This is a genomic window from Wylensekiella montiformis, assembly GCF_009697385.1.
GTDB classification, from domain to species: domain Bacteria; phylum Bacillota; class Negativicutes; order Selenomonadales; family Selenomonadaceae; genus Selenomonas_A; species Selenomonas_A montiformis.
Window position 1 is genome coordinate 70491 of the sequence record NZ_VUNL01000012.1, and the last position, 14871, is coordinate 85361.

The following is a 14871-nucleotide window of genomic DNA, read 5'->3' on the forward strand; positions in this document are numbered from 1 at the left end:
TGGATGGGGGAAAAGCCGTATGAAGCGGCGAACCCCTTGTAAATCAACGGTTCCTTAACGAGGAAAAAGGAGACGTTTATGAACCCGGTAAAAGAATCGATGATGGATGAATACTTGAAAAAGCACCCCTATCTGAAAGAGACGGCGAAGCTGTATCTCGGCATGGAAAAGATCCTGTCGGAACAGGTCGCGCCGGTTTCCCTGCCTGAACCGCAGGAGCTGGCCGGACTGGTACGGGACGGCCTGCCGCTTCTTCAGCAGGCGCAGCTGCAGCAGACTGTGGTCAAAGTGGCTGCTGTGGAACTCAGCGATGTGCTGGCCGCGATGGAAGCGCTGGAGGCTCCTGCCCCCATGAAGACCGCTTTGCAGGATTGGAAAATCTGGGCGGATGAGGCGGAGCTTTCCGAGATCCAGCAATGTTTCGGCTGGCTGCTGCGGCAGGAGGATACAGAGATTCATGCCTTTGCCGAAGCCGCCCGTCTGAATGAAGCGCTGGTCCGCTTTTTGGGCTGGCAGATCATTCGGGCCCTGCTCCCCGACGGGATAAAGGCACCGGAGATTTGGGCGCAGGCAGACTGGTCGCGCCCTTACTGTCCGGTCTGCGGACGTCCGCCGGTGCTTGCCCAGCTGCGCAGGCAGCAGGAGGGACATGCGCGCTATCTGGTCTGTGACGGCTGTCATACGATGTGGCGCGCCGCGCGCGTCGGCTGCGTCTACTGCGGCAATCAGGACCTGAAGACGATACATATTCTGGAAGCGGAAGAAGAGCCGGCGATGCGGCTGGATGTCTGCGACCGGTGCCATGTATACCTCAAGACCTGCCGGGAAGAGGGCGGGGAAGAAATCTACCTCAGAGACTGGGCGACCATCCATCTGGATCTTCTGGGAGAAGAAAAAGGTCTCCATAAAAAAGGAAGCATCATGCTCGCCAATTCGTGAGCAGACCGCATGACGGCAGGGATATTCGACGCCGTCATGCGAGGAGAAAGGAGAACACAAAAATGGCACAAGAAATGGCTATGCTGCACGACGTTGCCCGCTGCAGCGCCTGCCGCGCCTGTATGGTTGCCTGCAAGCAATGGCATGACCTGCCGGCGGATATGTCGACTCCCTTTGAAGGACAATATCAGTCTCATGCGGAGCTGACCCCTTCGACCTGGAACCTCATCAAAATGAAGGAGCGCGTCGATGCGCAGGGAAACTTTCACTGGGATTTTTTCAAGCGTCAGTGCATGCACTGTGCAGATCCGGCCTGCGCCAAGGGCTGTCCGGAGCAGGCTATCGAGCAGATGCCAACCGGTGCGGTGGTGATCCATCCGGATCTGTGCGTAGGGTGCGGCTACTGCTCGCATAACTGTCCGTTCGGCGTCCCGAAGATTGATCCCCGGACGCATACCTCGACGAAATGCGATCTTTGCTTTGACCGGATAGAGGAAGGCATGGAACCCGCCTGCTCCAAAACCTGCACGGCAGACGCCATCCTTTTCGGTACAAAGGAAGACATGCACCGGAAAGCGCGGGAACGTCTGGAAGAGCTCAAGGCTGAGGGGCATCCTGACGCCAATATCTATGACCCGCAGGGCGTGGGCGGAATCCATATGCTGTACGTCCTGCCCGATAAGCCGGCGGTTTACGGGCTGCCCGACGATCCGGTGACATCGTCATCCATCGATCTTTGGAAAGATGTCGTGCGCCCGCTGGGCAAGCTGGCCGGCGCCGGCGCGATCGTCGGCGTGCTCGGCATGGCTGCCGTCAAGGGAATGGCGGGACGCGGAAAGGAGGAGAAATAACATGCTGGTTAACAAAAAATACATCCAACGGCATAAGAAAGGCTTCATCTGGTTTCACTGGATCAACGCCGTCTGCTTTTTCATGCTGTTTCTCACCGCACTGCCGCTCTACTCCGATTGGTTCCGCCCGCTTTACGATACGCTGGGCGCGCGCAATCTGCAGTATGCGCATCGCTTCTTCGCCGTTATTTTTATCGCCAATCCGATCATTGGCCTGTTGTTTACGGCGCGGGAAGGAATCCTGCGTCTGATCCGGGAAGTGTTCCGCTTCGGACGCGATGATATCGTGTTCAATCAGAAGTTTCCCGCGGAGCTGATCGGCCGGGAGCCGGAGGGAATACCGCCGCAGACCTTTTACAACGGCGGCGAAAAGATGAATATTGCGCTGCAGGCCGTATTCTGGTTTCTGCTGGTCGTCTCCGGCCTGATTCTCTGGTTTGGCGAAGGGCATATCAGTCCCGCTGTCCGTACTTGGATGATTCCGCTGCACAGCCTTTGCGCGGGAATCGGGTTTGCGGCGGCAATCGGACACATCTATCTGGCGCTCGGCGTCAACCCGGACTCGCTTCACGGCATGCTGGACGGCACGGTAAAGGCCGGCTATGCGGCAAAGCATCATGGAAAATGGGTAGAGGAGCTCATCGAAGAAGGAAAGGTCACGCGCGAAGAAATTCAACGGGCCAGTCAGGAGTAAAGCGCGATGCGCAGCTGGTGCAATCAGGCGGAGAACAGGTTCCTTCCGCTGGATGATTCAGATTCGAAGGTGATCCGTGAGCTGATTGCGGGCATGGAGTCCGGCCGGATTCATTCCTTTCGCGATTACCGGATTAACGGCGAGGCATAATAAAAAATCCGCTTTCGGCGGGGATGCGCAGGGCATCCCGCCGAAAGCGGATTTTTTTGCGGATGAATGGCGGTTATCCGGTGATCCAGCTGACGAAATAGATGACCAGAGGGATCGTAACGCAGGCGATGCCGACGGTATCGATGATGACGCCGGTATGGATCATCTTGGTGATCGGGATATAGCCCGAAGCATAGACGATGGCATTTGGCGGCGTAGATACGGGCAGCATGAATCCGAGCGATGCGGAAAGCGCGATGCCTACCGATACGGGGATCGGGCTGATGCCTGCGGCGACCGCGGCCGTGATGGCCAGCGGACCGATCATGTTTGTGGCCGCTGTATGGCTGGTCAGCTCGGAGAGCAGCAGGGCCATGACCGAGAAGATGGCGACCATGGCGACCTGTGTCGGAGCGCCGCCCATGGAGCTGACGATGAGATCGCCGACCCACTGCGACAGACCGGTTTTATACATCATGCCGCCCATGGCCAGACCGCCGCCGAACAGAATCAGTGTTCCCCACTCGATACCTTCCATGGCCTCCGACCACTTGAGCGTGAACTGACGCTTTTCAAAATTGACCGGCAGGATAAAGAGGATCAGCGCGCCGAGCATAGCGGCAATCGCTTCCGGGAAGAGCTTGTTGTACATCTTGAGCGTCGGGTCCGTGCTGCCGAAGGCGATGGAAAGGAAGCCGGGCGTCACCCAGAGGACGACCGCTATGAGAAAGCAGAACAGCGTATTTTTCTGAGCGCGCGTCCATCCGCCGAGCTCAGAAAGTTTTCCCTGAATGAACGTTTCCGCGCCCTCGATGCGGGTGACATCTGCCGGGAACATATGCGAGAGAACGACGTAAGCGATGAGGAAATAAACGACCATGGCGATAAAGCCCCAGGTCATCCACTCAAAAAACGAAACATGGATGTCGCACATCTGATCGAGGAATCCCAGCATGATGAGGTTTGGCGGCGTTCCGATTGGCGTGAGCACGCCGCCGATCGAGCAGGAATACGCTGTCATGAGCATGAGTCCGGTTGCGTATTTGTATTCGTGCAGATCGATCTCCCGCCCGTTGGCGGCAAACATCTCTTTGATGGAGGTCAGCAGGCCGAGGCAGATCGGAAACATCATGGCGGCCGTTGCCGTGTTGCTGACCCAGCCGGAGCACAGAGCGGCGGCGAGGCCGACGGCGAGGAAAATCCGCTTCGGGTTCGAGCCGACCCAGGAACGGGACAGCAGCCAGTAGGCGAACCGTTTATCGAGGCCATGCGTCATCATGGCCTTGGCCAGAATGAAGCCGCCCATGAAAAGGAAAATCATCGGGTTGGCGAACGCGGCAAACGCTGCGCCTACCGGGATGACGCCGGTCACGACGGCCAGCGTCGGCCCGATCAGCGACGTGACCGGGATCGGGACCGGCTCAGTGATCCACCAAAGCGCGACCAGAACCATGATGGCCAGCAGCTTGTGAGCAGCCAGCGTCAGTCCCGCGATCGGCGTCAGAAAAACCAGTGCGGCCAGTATGGGGCCACCGAACAGGCCGATGGTACGGCGCTTGTGGTCAAAAGCCTGTTCCGCACGCTTGACGGCCAGTGCTTCTTTGCTCATCTTGTCCAAACGAATACGCCTCCTTTTGCAGTCGATAAAATAAGAAGAAAAGATAAAGACATGGATGTAATACGGTTCTTGGTTTAATAATAAATAATATTCAGTATTTTTTCAATAGACGAGACGGCAAAAAAACGATTCTATTTAGGCATAGTTTGTTTCTTCGCAGAAAGAGCGCCCCGGCGGAAAATCCTGCCGGGGCGCTCGGGGAAGGGATGATAGAACGTTTGAGAAATGGGAAGAAAGAAGGATGGGATGTTCCCTCTTTTTTAAGGAATATCCATGAGATCAAACAGCCGGATGAACGGCCTGCGTTGTTCTCATCGACAAGCTTAGTATAGCGTCATTTTATGAAAAATGCGTGTAATCCGGCGCGGATGATCCGTAGTTTTCAGGGAATTCTCACCTTGTTTTCAAGCTGGATGTGGTAGAATAAGAATAGATTTTTATGGAAATAGAGGTGGTTTCCTTGAACGATAAGCGGAATCAATGGAAGGGAAAGCTGACTGCGCTGGCCCTGTCCGGTATTTTGGCGGCCGGTGCGGTATGGGCGCCGGCTCAGCGGGCGCAGGCAGTAGATGTCTGGGGAGCGGCCGCACAGGCCTTGGGCGTATTCGGTGCTTATAAATCAGCGCTGTCCAGCATCTTGTCCATGGGAAATAATGTCAGCGCCCAGATTCAGAGCCGGCGGCAGGATCTGAAAGAAAACGGGGAGGACCCCAACCGTCATGACCGGCAGGTCGTCGACCGCGTCATGACGCAGCTGACCGAACAAGGCGAATATGCGCTGAAAGTCAATTCGCTGCCGTTTGTGTGGAGCGTCAACAACAGCAGGGAATTCAACGCGTCCTGTTATCCGACCAATTATGTCAGCATCAACAGAGCGCTGGTGCGCGGGCTGAATCTCGACCCGGATGAGCTGGCTGCCGTACTGGCGCATGAAATGACACATGGCATCGAACAGCACAGCGCGCACAATTATGCCAAGGCCGTCGCGCAGTACTACGGCATGGCTTTTTTAAACATGGACGCCGGCCTCATGGACTGGAACAAGCTCAATGGACTGGCCAGCTATTCGATTGCCAAAAATGTCACATTGCCGACGGAGTATGACGCGGATGAAGGCGGGTTTTACATCATGGCCAGCGCCGGTTTCAATCCCGGCGGCGGCGCGGCGGCAATGGCCAGAATGGCCCATTACCTGACCTATGAAACGCAGAACGTGCTGGAATATCAGGATCCGGACCCGAAAAACAAAAATCAGGAAAACTACAATGATCATCCCGATACCGACCTGCGCGAGCAGAAACTGGCCCGGATGATGTCTGACTACGGCTGCGGCCATGTGACGGTCCGGGACCGGCGGGACATCTATATCGACGGGCAGAAGCTTCTGAGCGCTGACTGGACGGACGATACTTATGACAATACGTGGGAAAACGCCTATTACGTGGCCGGAGCCATCGCCAAGGCCTTTCATGACTATGACAGCCCGGACGGCTGGGCGTTTCGCAGCGACGGGCGGGGCGGCATGACCTGCCTGCCGGAAACCCGGGTCAATCAGACGCTGCAGTATTTCCTTGCTGCGGATCATGCGGGCGCGCGGCTGCGCGATCTTGTCGTACAGGCTTATGCCGGTGAGGAAAAAAGCGGCGCGCGGAAGAAAATGAAACAGGCCGAAGCCGCCCGGCGGAAGAACATACAAAAGGTGAAGGAAGAAGTGCTCGGAGCGGATCCGCGGGATGTAAAAAACATGCGCGGCAATGCGGATGCCTACAGCGACTACGGCATGGGAGATAAAGCCATGTTTCTGATGAACCGTGTCTTTGCGGCCCGCCATCCGGAAAACGAAGCGGAAAACTATGCCATACGCGGCCGCGCCAAAGCCGTGCAGGGAGATTTTCAGGCGGCGCTGGCGGACTCCGATCAATCCATCCGTCTGGACCCGAAAAATGTCTACAACTTCCTGAACCGGGCCGACGTTTACCGGATGGCCGGTGACCGTGAGGCCGCGCTGCGGGATCTGGATCAGGCCAAAAAAGTTGACGGTTCCAATCTCTACAGCTGGCTCATGAGCGCACAGATCTGCGACGAAATGGCGGATCACGCCAATGCGCTGACGAATTACCGGGAATTCTACCGCCTGCAGCCCAAAGCCTTCCGGCAGATACCGGAAGAATATCTCAAGGACATTTCCGAAAAGGACTGCCAGACACTCCGGAAAGAGAAGGCTGACGCGAGAAAGAAATTAGAAAAACAAATCCGGGACGAAAAAAAAGCCGCAGACAAAAAGGCTGCGGAAAAGAAAAAAGCATCCCGATAAGAACAAAACGGGAGGGGCTGTCAGGCAGCTCCCTCCCGTTTTGTTTGGAGTTAGCGATTCATAATGGCGTCGATGGACTGGATGCAGGCATTGCGGAAGCCGTGTTCTTCCAGAGCCGTCACGCCGCGGATGGTTGTGCCGGCGGGAGAGCAGACGTTGTCCTTGAGGACGGCCGGATGCGTGCCGGTTTCCAGCTGGAGCTTTGCTGAGCCGAGGATCATCTGCGCGATCAGGCGGTAGGCATCGGCCCGCTTCAATCCGTATTTTACGGCCGCGTCGCCGTAGGCTTCAATCATCAGGTCGACGAAGGCCGGCCCGCAGCCGGTTACCGTGCCGCCGATACCCATGAGCGACGAGGGCAGTTCCTGAACGATGCCCACCGAAGCGAAAAGGTTCATGATCTGCTTGTGCTCTTCCTTCTGCAGAGAATTTGTTTCCTCGAACAGGAGGACCCCTTCGCCGACCATCGCCGGGGTATTCGGCATGACGAACTGGACGCGCGTATTGGTTTTCAGATGCTGCTGGTAGACGTTGCTGTCCCAGCCGGCGGCGATCGAGATGAGTGCTTTGCCGTTCAAAGCGTCGCCGAGTTCTTTCAGCACGTCCTCGATCTGGTATGGCTTGCAGGCCATGATGAGGGTGTCGGCCTCCGCGGCGAGCTCAGCCAGCGAGGCTTTCGGCGTGAATCCGATGGACTCGGCATTGCGCCGGAGTTTTTCCTGATGGGGCGCGAAAGCAAACACCTTGCTTTTATCGATTGCGCCGGCCTGAATGAAGCCGGAAGCCAGAGCCTGCGCCATATTGCCCATGCCGATGAATCCGAGGTTATTCATAAGTTATTCCCCCTGTGTCGTTGTTTTTGTTCAAAGGACAAATGTCGTCCACTTTCTATTCTACAATATTTGTAAGGCTTTTTGAATAGGAAGATGGACTGTCTCTGTGTGCCATTCAATCCGATGCGAGGCCGCTGCCGCGGCGAAACAGAAGGCAGGGCAGGAGGCAGATCGCGCTGACGGCCAGACCGAAAAACAGAGGATTGCCCGCTGCGCCGAGGAATACGGCGGCAAGAGCAGCGCCGGTCGACAGCGCCATGGACAGCGTCGCGCTGCGATGCGATACCGTGTGCGGCAGGAAGATGGCAAAACTCAGCGGCAGGAAAATGCCGCCGCTTCGGAGCGCCATGGAGAGGTAGTTCCAGAAAAGAACCTGAGAGCCCTCGTTGACCAGCGCGATAAAAGCGGACAGGGCAATCGTCGCGAGGACGATCAGGCGCGTGACCGTCAGCTCGGAAAGATGCCAGGGGTGATTGGCCGTCGGGATTTCCAGTATATCGATTTCCTGCAGCTCAGGCTGGCTGGCGATTTTATGAATTTTGCGGGCGCGCAGCGTGACCCGGGCACGGTGGAAAATGTCGCGCGAGAGCATGGTGCCGATGCCGAGAGAAAGGCCGGCGATCGAGCCGATCAGGGACAGCATGATTCCGCCCATGGCGATGCCGCCGAGAAGCGGCGGCTGCTCCGTCAGCAGATAAACCGGAAGAGAAAGAATCGGCGTGATTTCAGGATGCGCGGTGTGCATATAGATGCCGACCATGGCGCACGGCAGTCCGACTGGCAGGGAAATCAGCGCCGCCGTAAACGCGGCGACAGAAGCTGTGCGGGGATTGGAAGCCGAAAAAATGGCCTGAATATACGACTGGGTACAGAGCATACCGATGACCACGGAGGAGAAATTCGCGAGGATATGCGCCGTATCGCCATGCAGCAGATTAAAGGTCCCCTCCGGCAGCGCGGCGGAAAAAGCCGGTGAAGCGAACAGGGAGTGGCTGGCCATGATTCCGGCAATCGCCATCGTGACCCAGATTACGGCCATCTTTAAAATACCGCCGACGCCGGCGCTCTTCATGCCGCCGAAAAACGCATAGGCCGCGACCGCGAGAATCAGCAGGATCGTCGCCGGGAAGAACGGGATGCCGAAAATGGCCGCGATGATATAGATGGCCGGCAGGCAGCTGGCCACTGCGCTGAACAGAATGCCGATCGACGAGATAATGCTGGAAAATACGCCGCAGGCAAGGCCGAAGTGCTGAGAGAGAAACTGAGGAATCGTTTCAAGCGCGGTACGGCGCAGCGGTCTGGCATAGAATAAGCCCATGATGATGAGCCCGACTCCTGAGCCGATCGTGAACCACCAGGCGGAAAGGCCCGATACCGCGGCCAGCTGTGCGGTTCCGACGGTCGCTCCGCCGCCGACACAGGTTCCGGCGATCCCGCCGGCTACCAGCGGGACGCCCGCGGAACGGCCGCCGACGCTGAATCCTTTGGTGGAATGAACGGAACGCGCGGCGCGTATGCCGAATCCAAGTACAACCGCGATGGTCGTACAGAGGATGAACAGCTGAAAAAGAGAAATGTCCATATTTTTGCTACACCCCTATACACAAACCGAAAAGCCCCATGCTCATAGAGCAGGGGCGTGTGACCCTTCACGAGTTTTATCTTACGCCGGTATCTTTCCTTCGTCAAGTCAGGAACGGAGGATTCGCCTTCTTTCGCAGGCTGGCTTTCACCCGGGGCAGGAATAACGGGGAAGACAGCGAATAAAAAAGAGAAGGAACGAACGGCAGTCCGGTCGGGGGATGTTCGGACGGATCGTTTGGAAGGGGGAAACAACATGATTTCATTGGAAGAAAAAATCGGGATCTGGAAGGGGATGCCGCAGGATACGCCGGAACAGCAGCTATGGGCGGATAATTATTACGATGAAGAGCTTATGCCGCTTGCGCTGAAACGCTTTGCCCAGCGCTACGGGCGCCGGCCTCTGCCGGAGTATTACGGCATGATCCTGCTGCTTGGCGCGGACTGGTCGGAGGTCGCATTTCAGGTCGGCCTGCTGAGCCCGCAGAATATTCATGTCATCTGCACGAAAGATCATATGACGCAGTACCGGCAGCTGGTCAATGCGCTCCAGCTGGAAGAGGAAAGCTGCCTTTGCACGACCATCAGCCCCGGCGACATGGCCTCGCTGTATCGTGTGATGAAAAAACAGCACGATATTTGGGATTCTGTGGGAAAAAGCGCCGTGGACATCACGGGCGGCACCTCCGAATCCTCGGTGGCCGCCGCCATGGCCGCGGCGGTATTCGGCATGGATGTCTACCAGCTGGAAATGCTGTATGCTCCGGACGTGGTTCGTCACGAGCCGGGAACGGAGCACATGCTTCAGATTCCCTTGCCGGAGTCGGTTTTGGGCGATTGAACTGTAACGCCGCACCAATTTCCCAGAAAGGGCTTGCAATTTGTCCGATGTTCGTTAAAATAAAGATATATCTTTTTAAAATCGGAAGCAATCCGTAATCCCTTTATACTGAGAAGGAGTGGACAGCATGAATTATCTGGCCTTTGATGTGGGCGGAAGCAGCGTGAAGTATGCCGTAATCGATGAAAAGGGAACCTTTGCCGAACGGGGCTCCTTTGTGACGCCGAAGGATAAGGAAACCTTTTTCGCCAATCTGGCGGACGTGAAAACCCGCATGGCGGATTTCTGCGAGCTGGCCGGTATCGGATTCAGCATGCCGGGGGCGGTCGACGATGAATCCGGCGTAATCGGCGGGAGCAGCGCGCTGCCGTACATCCATGATTTCCCCATCCGTCAGCAGCTGGAGCAGCGCCTTGGCCTTCCAGCTGCGATGGAAAACGATGCCAACTGCGCGGCACTGGGTGAAGTTTGGACCGGCGCCGGACGCGACTATCAGGATGTGGCGTTTTTTGTAATCGGTTCAGGCGTCGGCGGCGCGCTGGTTCATCGGAAGGAAATCATTCATGGCGCACACCTCCATGGCGGTGAGTTCGGCTATATGTACATTCGTGAGCTGCGCAATATCCTGAGTGAAGGCGGCTGCCCCGGCGGACTCAAGCGCCGCATGGCAAAGGCGCGCAGCGTTTCGCCGGATGAATTTGACGGGCGCAGGGTCTATGAGCTTCGCGACGCGGGCGACGAGACGGCGGCCCGCATCATTGACGATATGTATGAATTCCTCGCGCGGGCGATTTACGACATTCAATACATCTTTGATCCGGAGGCATTCCTGCTCGGCGGCGCCATCAGCAGCCGGAGCGATCTGATCCCCGGCATCGAATCTCATCTGGACAGGATTATGAAGGAAGCGGCGGTGGCCCGCATCCGCCCGAAGATTCTCCCGTGCCTGCACGGCAACGATGCCAATCTCTTGGGCGCCGTCTGCCATTTCCGTTCGGTGCATCGCTGAGCGATACCTCCCGATTCTTCGGGAACAAAAAAAGGATGGGACGACATGCGAAAGCATGTTGTCCCATCCACTTTTTGTTCCTTATTTTTCCAGCAGCAGGCCGACGCGCTTCTTGGCTTTCGTCAGCGTCTTTGCCGCGATGCGGGTCGCCCGCTCCGCCCCGTCGCGCATCAGGGATTCGAGATAAGCGCGGTCCTGCATGAGCTGCGCATACTTTTCCCGGATCGGCCGGAGCTCGTCGGCTACGCTCTGTCCGACGGCCGCTTTGAAGTCGCCGTAGCCTTTTCCTTCAAACTCCGCAGTGATTTCGTCCATCGTCCTGCCCGTGACTGCAGAATAGATGGTCATGAGATTGCTGACTCCCGGCTTATCCTCGCGATAGCATACCCGGGCCTCGCTGTCCGTGACCGCGCTTTTGAATTTTTTGAGGATGACCGGCTCCTCGTCGAGGATGGAGATGGTCGCTTTCGGATTCGTATCCGATTTGCTCATTTTGCTGGTCGGGTCCTGCAGGCTCATGACGCGCGCGCCGGCTTTTGGGAAATACCCCTCCGGCAGCTTGAAGATCTCGCCGTATGCGTGATTAAACCGCGTCGCGATGTCGCGGCAGAACTCAAGATGCTGCGTCTGGTCGGCACCGACCGGCACATAGTCTGCCTGATAGAGCAGGATATCGCCCGCCATCAGAGCCGGATAGGTGAACAGGCCCGCATTGATGTTGTCCGGATGCTTGGCGGACTTGTCCTTAAACTGCGTCATGCGGGAAAGCTCGCCGAACTGGGAGCAGCAGTCCATCAGCCAGCCCATCTCGGCATGGCAGGGATTGTGGCTCTGAACAAAAATCAGGCTCTTTTCCGGATCGATGCCGCAGGCCAGAAGCAGGGCAAAAGCCTGCAGGGTCTGCTGGCGGCGCTTGGCCGGATCGATTTGGATCGTCAGGGAATGAAGATCGGCGATAAAATAATAGCAGCGGTACTCATCCTGAATCGTCTTCCAGTTGCGGACAGCGCCCAGGTAGTTCCCCAGCGTGAAAACGCCGGTCGGCTGAATGCCGGACAAGATGATCTTCTTTTCCTCGGCGGGCTTTTGTGCATTGTTTTCCATGATAAAACACTCCTTTGAGCCGGAGCAATAAAAAACCCCGGCAGTTTGTACTGCCAGGGACGAATCTCTTCGCGGTGCCACCCTGTTTCATGGCTGAGCCATGCGCTTAACGGAGTACGAACATACTCCCGGCAGCTTACGCGTGCCCTGCGTCGCAGCCTACTGGACGGAACGCCGTCGTTCAGTGCGCCCTCAGCGATCCATTTGCCAGCTGGTGTTTCATCCGGCTCACAGCTTGCCCGGACTCTCTGCAGAAGCCTGACTGGTTTGATCTTCGCTTCAACGGTTTACATATCGTGATTAATATAGCACTGCCGGGTGGATTTTGTCAAGCAGTGGCCGTCTTTTGTCCGGAGTGGAACATCGGCCCGGCTCTTATCCGTCCGGGAGAGGGCGGTGCAAAATCGGCCGGTTTGTGGTAGACTGAAAAAGGATGATATTTACAGTGTTACAGATATAAGGGGAGAGAATATGTACCGCTTGACTGCTAAGCTTATTATTTACCGCAGCATGGATCAGGACAGCATCTTGTTTCATCTGGCCGACATCTGCCGCCGTTTCCGCTCCGGAAACTATGACCGGGACGCGCTTTCCGGCGACATCCTGACAGAGATCAGCCGCCTGCTGGACGTAGCGACCCGCTATGGCTTTGACGGCAATCTCTGGCACAACTATCTGGCCTTCCTGCTGGCGACGACCGAGACGCCGTTTACACTGGTCTGCGAGAAACACGGCGCAAGTGAAGGAAGCGTGCAAAAATTTGCGCGCAGCGATCTGGACATCTTCCGCCGCCTGCTTTCCTACGATTTTCGCGAGATGGAACAGGCGCTGGGGCTGAACTGCTTCAGCGTCATTGAAGACTATCAGGCGGTGGAGAAAAAAGAGCAGATTTACAATAAAAGCGTCAGTGAAAAGGTTCAGGAACTCAGTGCGGCGATCAGCGGGGCGTCCGATGGAGAGGATATGTACCGCATCGTGACCGATTTTTACCGGCGGTACGGAGTCGGCATGTTCGGCTTGAACAAGGCGTTCCGCATCTCGCCGGAGATTGAAGTGACCGGCCGCCTGCTGGAGCCTGTCACGACGACCGGCGACATGCGCCTTGAGGATCTGGTTGGCTATGAGAGTCAGAAAAAACGGCTTCAGGAGAATACCGAGGCATTCGTAGCCGGGCGCCGGGCGAATAATGTCCTGCTCTATGGCGACGCGGGGACGGGAAAATCCACCAGCATCAAAGCCATCCTGAACCAGTATTACGATCAGGGGCTTCGCATGATTGAAGTGTATAAACACGAATTCCGCTACCTGCAGCGGATCATTGCCCAGATCAAGAACCGCAATTATCGTTTTATCATCTATATGGACGACCTCTCCTTCGAAGAATTCGAGATCGAATATAAATACCTGAAAGCGGTCATCGAGGGCGGGCTGGAAGTCAAGCCGGACAACGTGCTCATCTATGCGACGAGCAACCGGCGCCACCTCATCCGTGAAACATGGAATGACCGTCCCGATCATGTGGATCCCGACATGCACCAGACCGATACGGTTCAGGAAAAATTGTCCCTGTCGGCCCGCTTTGGACTGACTATCGGATATTTCCGGCCCAGTCAGCAGGAATATTTTGAAATCGTCCGTTCTCTGGCCCGCCGCCATCCGGAGCTTTCCCTCACCGACGAAGAACTGCGGGCGGGCGCGGTCAAATGGGAAATGACACACAGCGGCATTTCGGGGCGCACCGCCCAGCAGTATATCAATGCCCTGCTCAGCGGAGCCTCCGGCAAATAAGGGGAGACTTATGTAGCGCCCGTTCGCATCGGATAACACAGAAACAGGAAACCTTTCGGTTGAGGTGATGGAATGCAGCTGACACAAAGGAATAAAGGCTTGCTTATGGTTATTGCCGGTGCTGCTATGTGGGGCGGAAGCGGCGTGGCCGGGCAGTATCTTTTGCAGGACTGCGGCGTCTCCACCGGCTGGCTGGTCGTCACACGGATGCTTCTGGCCGGACTGATCCTGTTGGGGCTGGATGCCCTGTGCCATCGCGACGGGATCTTCGTGATCTGGCGGGATCGGAAAGACGTTCGGGAGCTTCTGATCTTTTCCATAGCCGGCATGCTGGCCGTCCAGTATACGTACTTTGCCTGTATCAAAGCGGGCAGCGCCGCGGCGGCTACCGTACTGCAATACCTGATGCCGATTGTCATCATCCTGTATACTGCCGCGGCGACAAGGCGCCTGCCGCGCCGCATCGAGATTCTGTGCGTGGCTTTGGCAGTCGGAGGGACGTTTCTGCTCGTCACACATGGCAGTATGGACACCCTGTCCGTCCCGTGGGATGCCGTGTGCTGGGGGCTGGCTTCCGCCGTGGCAGCGGCAGTCTATACCATGACGCCGAAGCGGCTGATCCGCAAATGGCGGGCTACCCTCGTCGTCGGCTGGGGCATGCTGATCGGCGGCGTTGTTCTGGCCGTATGCTTTCCGCCATGGCAGGCGGAGATTCGCTGGACGATGACGGCGGGACTGGTATATGCCTACATTATCCTCTTCGGCACCGTAGCCGCATTCGGCTGCTATCTGGGAAGTCTCCGGTACATCCAGCCCGCCGAGGCGAGCATCCTTGGATCGGTCGAGCCCTTGTCCGCCATCATTTTGTCCGTACTGTTTCTGCAGGCATCCTTTGGTTTGCTGGATCTTTTAGGCTCTGCACTCATCATCAGCACGGTATTCCTGCTGGCGCGAAATTGACAAAAACAGCCAGCTGAGCAGCCTCCCTGCACGTCGTTTTTTCCCTGTGAGCCTATGATAAAGCGGCCTGCCCATTGCGCATCATGCGCGATGGGCAGGCCGCTTTTTGTGTTTCATGATACGGTTCATCGACGTGCAGAATATAGCTGATTCATAAAGTATACTTTTATGGACAACACTATCGTA

General features: G+C 56.7%; 13 protein-coding genes. 9 read left to right on the forward strand and 4 right to left on the reverse strand.

Annotation, left to right across the window (positions count from 1 at the left end; translation table 11 throughout):
• Window positions 1–78 precede the first annotated feature (78 nt).
• From FYJ78_RS10555 to FYJ78_RS10570, 4 genes are all read left to right on the forward strand, one after another.
• Entirely contained in the window at window positions 79–939 is an 861-nt protein-coding gene (locus tag FYJ78_RS10555) for a formate dehydrogenase accessory protein FdhE (RefSeq protein WP_154621344.1), read from the forward strand.
• A 62-nt stretch (window positions 940–1001) separates the two neighbouring features.
• Window positions 1002–1790: a 4Fe-4S dicluster domain-containing protein gene (locus FYJ78_RS10560; RefSeq protein ID WP_154621345.1), complete on the forward strand. Its 789-nt coding sequence runs from the start codon at window positions 1002–1004 to the stop codon at window positions 1788–1790.
• A 1-nt stretch (window position 1791) separates the two neighbouring features.
• Window positions 1792–2484, forward strand: coding sequence for a formate dehydrogenase subunit gamma (locus FYJ78_RS10565; RefSeq protein ID WP_154621346.1), 693 nt, complete (start codon window positions 1792–1794; stop codon window positions 2482–2484).
• A 6-nt stretch (window positions 2485–2490) separates the two neighbouring features.
• Complete coding sequence (locus FYJ78_RS10570) at window positions 2491–2634, forward strand: hypothetical protein (RefSeq protein ID WP_154621347.1); 144 nt, start codon at window positions 2491–2493, stop codon at window positions 2632–2634.
• 73 nt (window positions 2635–2707) lie between these two features.
• On the opposite strand, the gene FYJ78_RS10575 is transcribed toward FYJ78_RS10570, so the two are convergent.
• Complete coding sequence (locus FYJ78_RS10575) at window positions 2708–4243, reverse strand: SLC13 family permease (RefSeq protein ID WP_195847946.1); 1536 nt, start codon at window positions 4241–4243, stop codon at window positions 2708–2710.
• 448 nt (window positions 4244–4691) lie between these two features.
• Here FYJ78_RS10575 and FYJ78_RS10580 point away from each other — a divergent pair, with 448 nt between their 5' ends.
• Window positions 4692–6566 carry a M48 family metallopeptidase gene (locus FYJ78_RS10580; RefSeq protein WP_154621349.1) on the forward strand — a complete coding sequence of 625 codons (1875 nt, stop codon included), beginning with the start codon at window positions 4692–4694 and terminating at the stop codon, window positions 6564–6566.
• A 50-nt stretch (window positions 6567–6616) separates the two neighbouring features.
• Here the strand turns inward: FYJ78_RS10580 and proC are convergent, their stop codons facing one another.
• Together proC and FYJ78_RS10590 are read right to left on the reverse strand one after the other, a co-directional pair.
• A complete protein-coding gene (proC, locus tag FYJ78_RS10585; RefSeq protein WP_154621350.1) occupies window positions 6617–7399 on the reverse strand; it encodes a pyrroline-5-carboxylate reductase in 783 nt (260 codons plus the stop codon).
• A 115-nt stretch (window positions 7400–7514) separates the two neighbouring features.
• The gene (locus FYJ78_RS10590) at window positions 7515–8984 is read right to left on the reverse strand and encodes a sodium:solute symporter family protein (protein WP_154621351.1); all 1470 of its coding nucleotides are present in this window, start codon (window positions 8982–8984) and stop codon (window positions 7515–7517) included.
• A gap of 255 nt (window positions 8985–9239) precedes the next feature.
• Between FYJ78_RS10590 and FYJ78_RS10595 the strand changes: the two genes are divergently transcribed.
• Complete coding sequence (locus FYJ78_RS10595; RefSeq protein WP_154621352.1) at window positions 9240–9824, forward strand: hypothetical protein; 585 nt, start codon at window positions 9240–9242, stop codon at window positions 9822–9824.
• A gap of 127 nt (window positions 9825–9951) precedes the next feature.
• A complete protein-coding gene (locus tag FYJ78_RS10600; protein ID WP_154621353.1) occupies window positions 9952–10833 on the forward strand; it encodes an ROK family protein in 882 nt (293 codons plus the stop codon).
• A gap of 81 nt (window positions 10834–10914) precedes the next feature.
• On the opposite strand, the gene trpS is transcribed toward FYJ78_RS10600, so the two are convergent.
• Window positions 10915–11937 carry a tryptophan--tRNA ligase gene (gene trpS / locus FYJ78_RS10605; RefSeq protein ID WP_154621354.1) on the reverse strand — a complete coding sequence of 341 codons (1023 nt, stop codon included), beginning with the start codon at window positions 11935–11937 and terminating at the stop codon, window positions 10915–10917.
• Window positions 11938–12408: 471 nt separating this feature from the next.
• On the opposite strand from trpS, the gene FYJ78_RS10610 reads away from it, so the two are divergent.
• Both FYJ78_RS10610 and FYJ78_RS10615 read left to right on the forward strand, forming a co-directional pair.
• On the forward strand, window positions 12409–13725 hold the full coding sequence (locus FYJ78_RS10610) for an ATP-binding protein (protein ID WP_154621355.1): 1317 nt from the start codon (window positions 12409–12411) through the stop codon (window positions 13723–13725).
• Window positions 13726–13797: 72 nt separating this feature from the next.
• Complete coding sequence (locus FYJ78_RS10615) at window positions 13798–14685, forward strand: DMT family transporter (protein WP_154621356.1); 888 nt, start codon at window positions 13798–13800, stop codon at window positions 14683–14685.
• The last annotated feature ends 186 nt before the right edge of the window (window positions 14686–14871 follow it).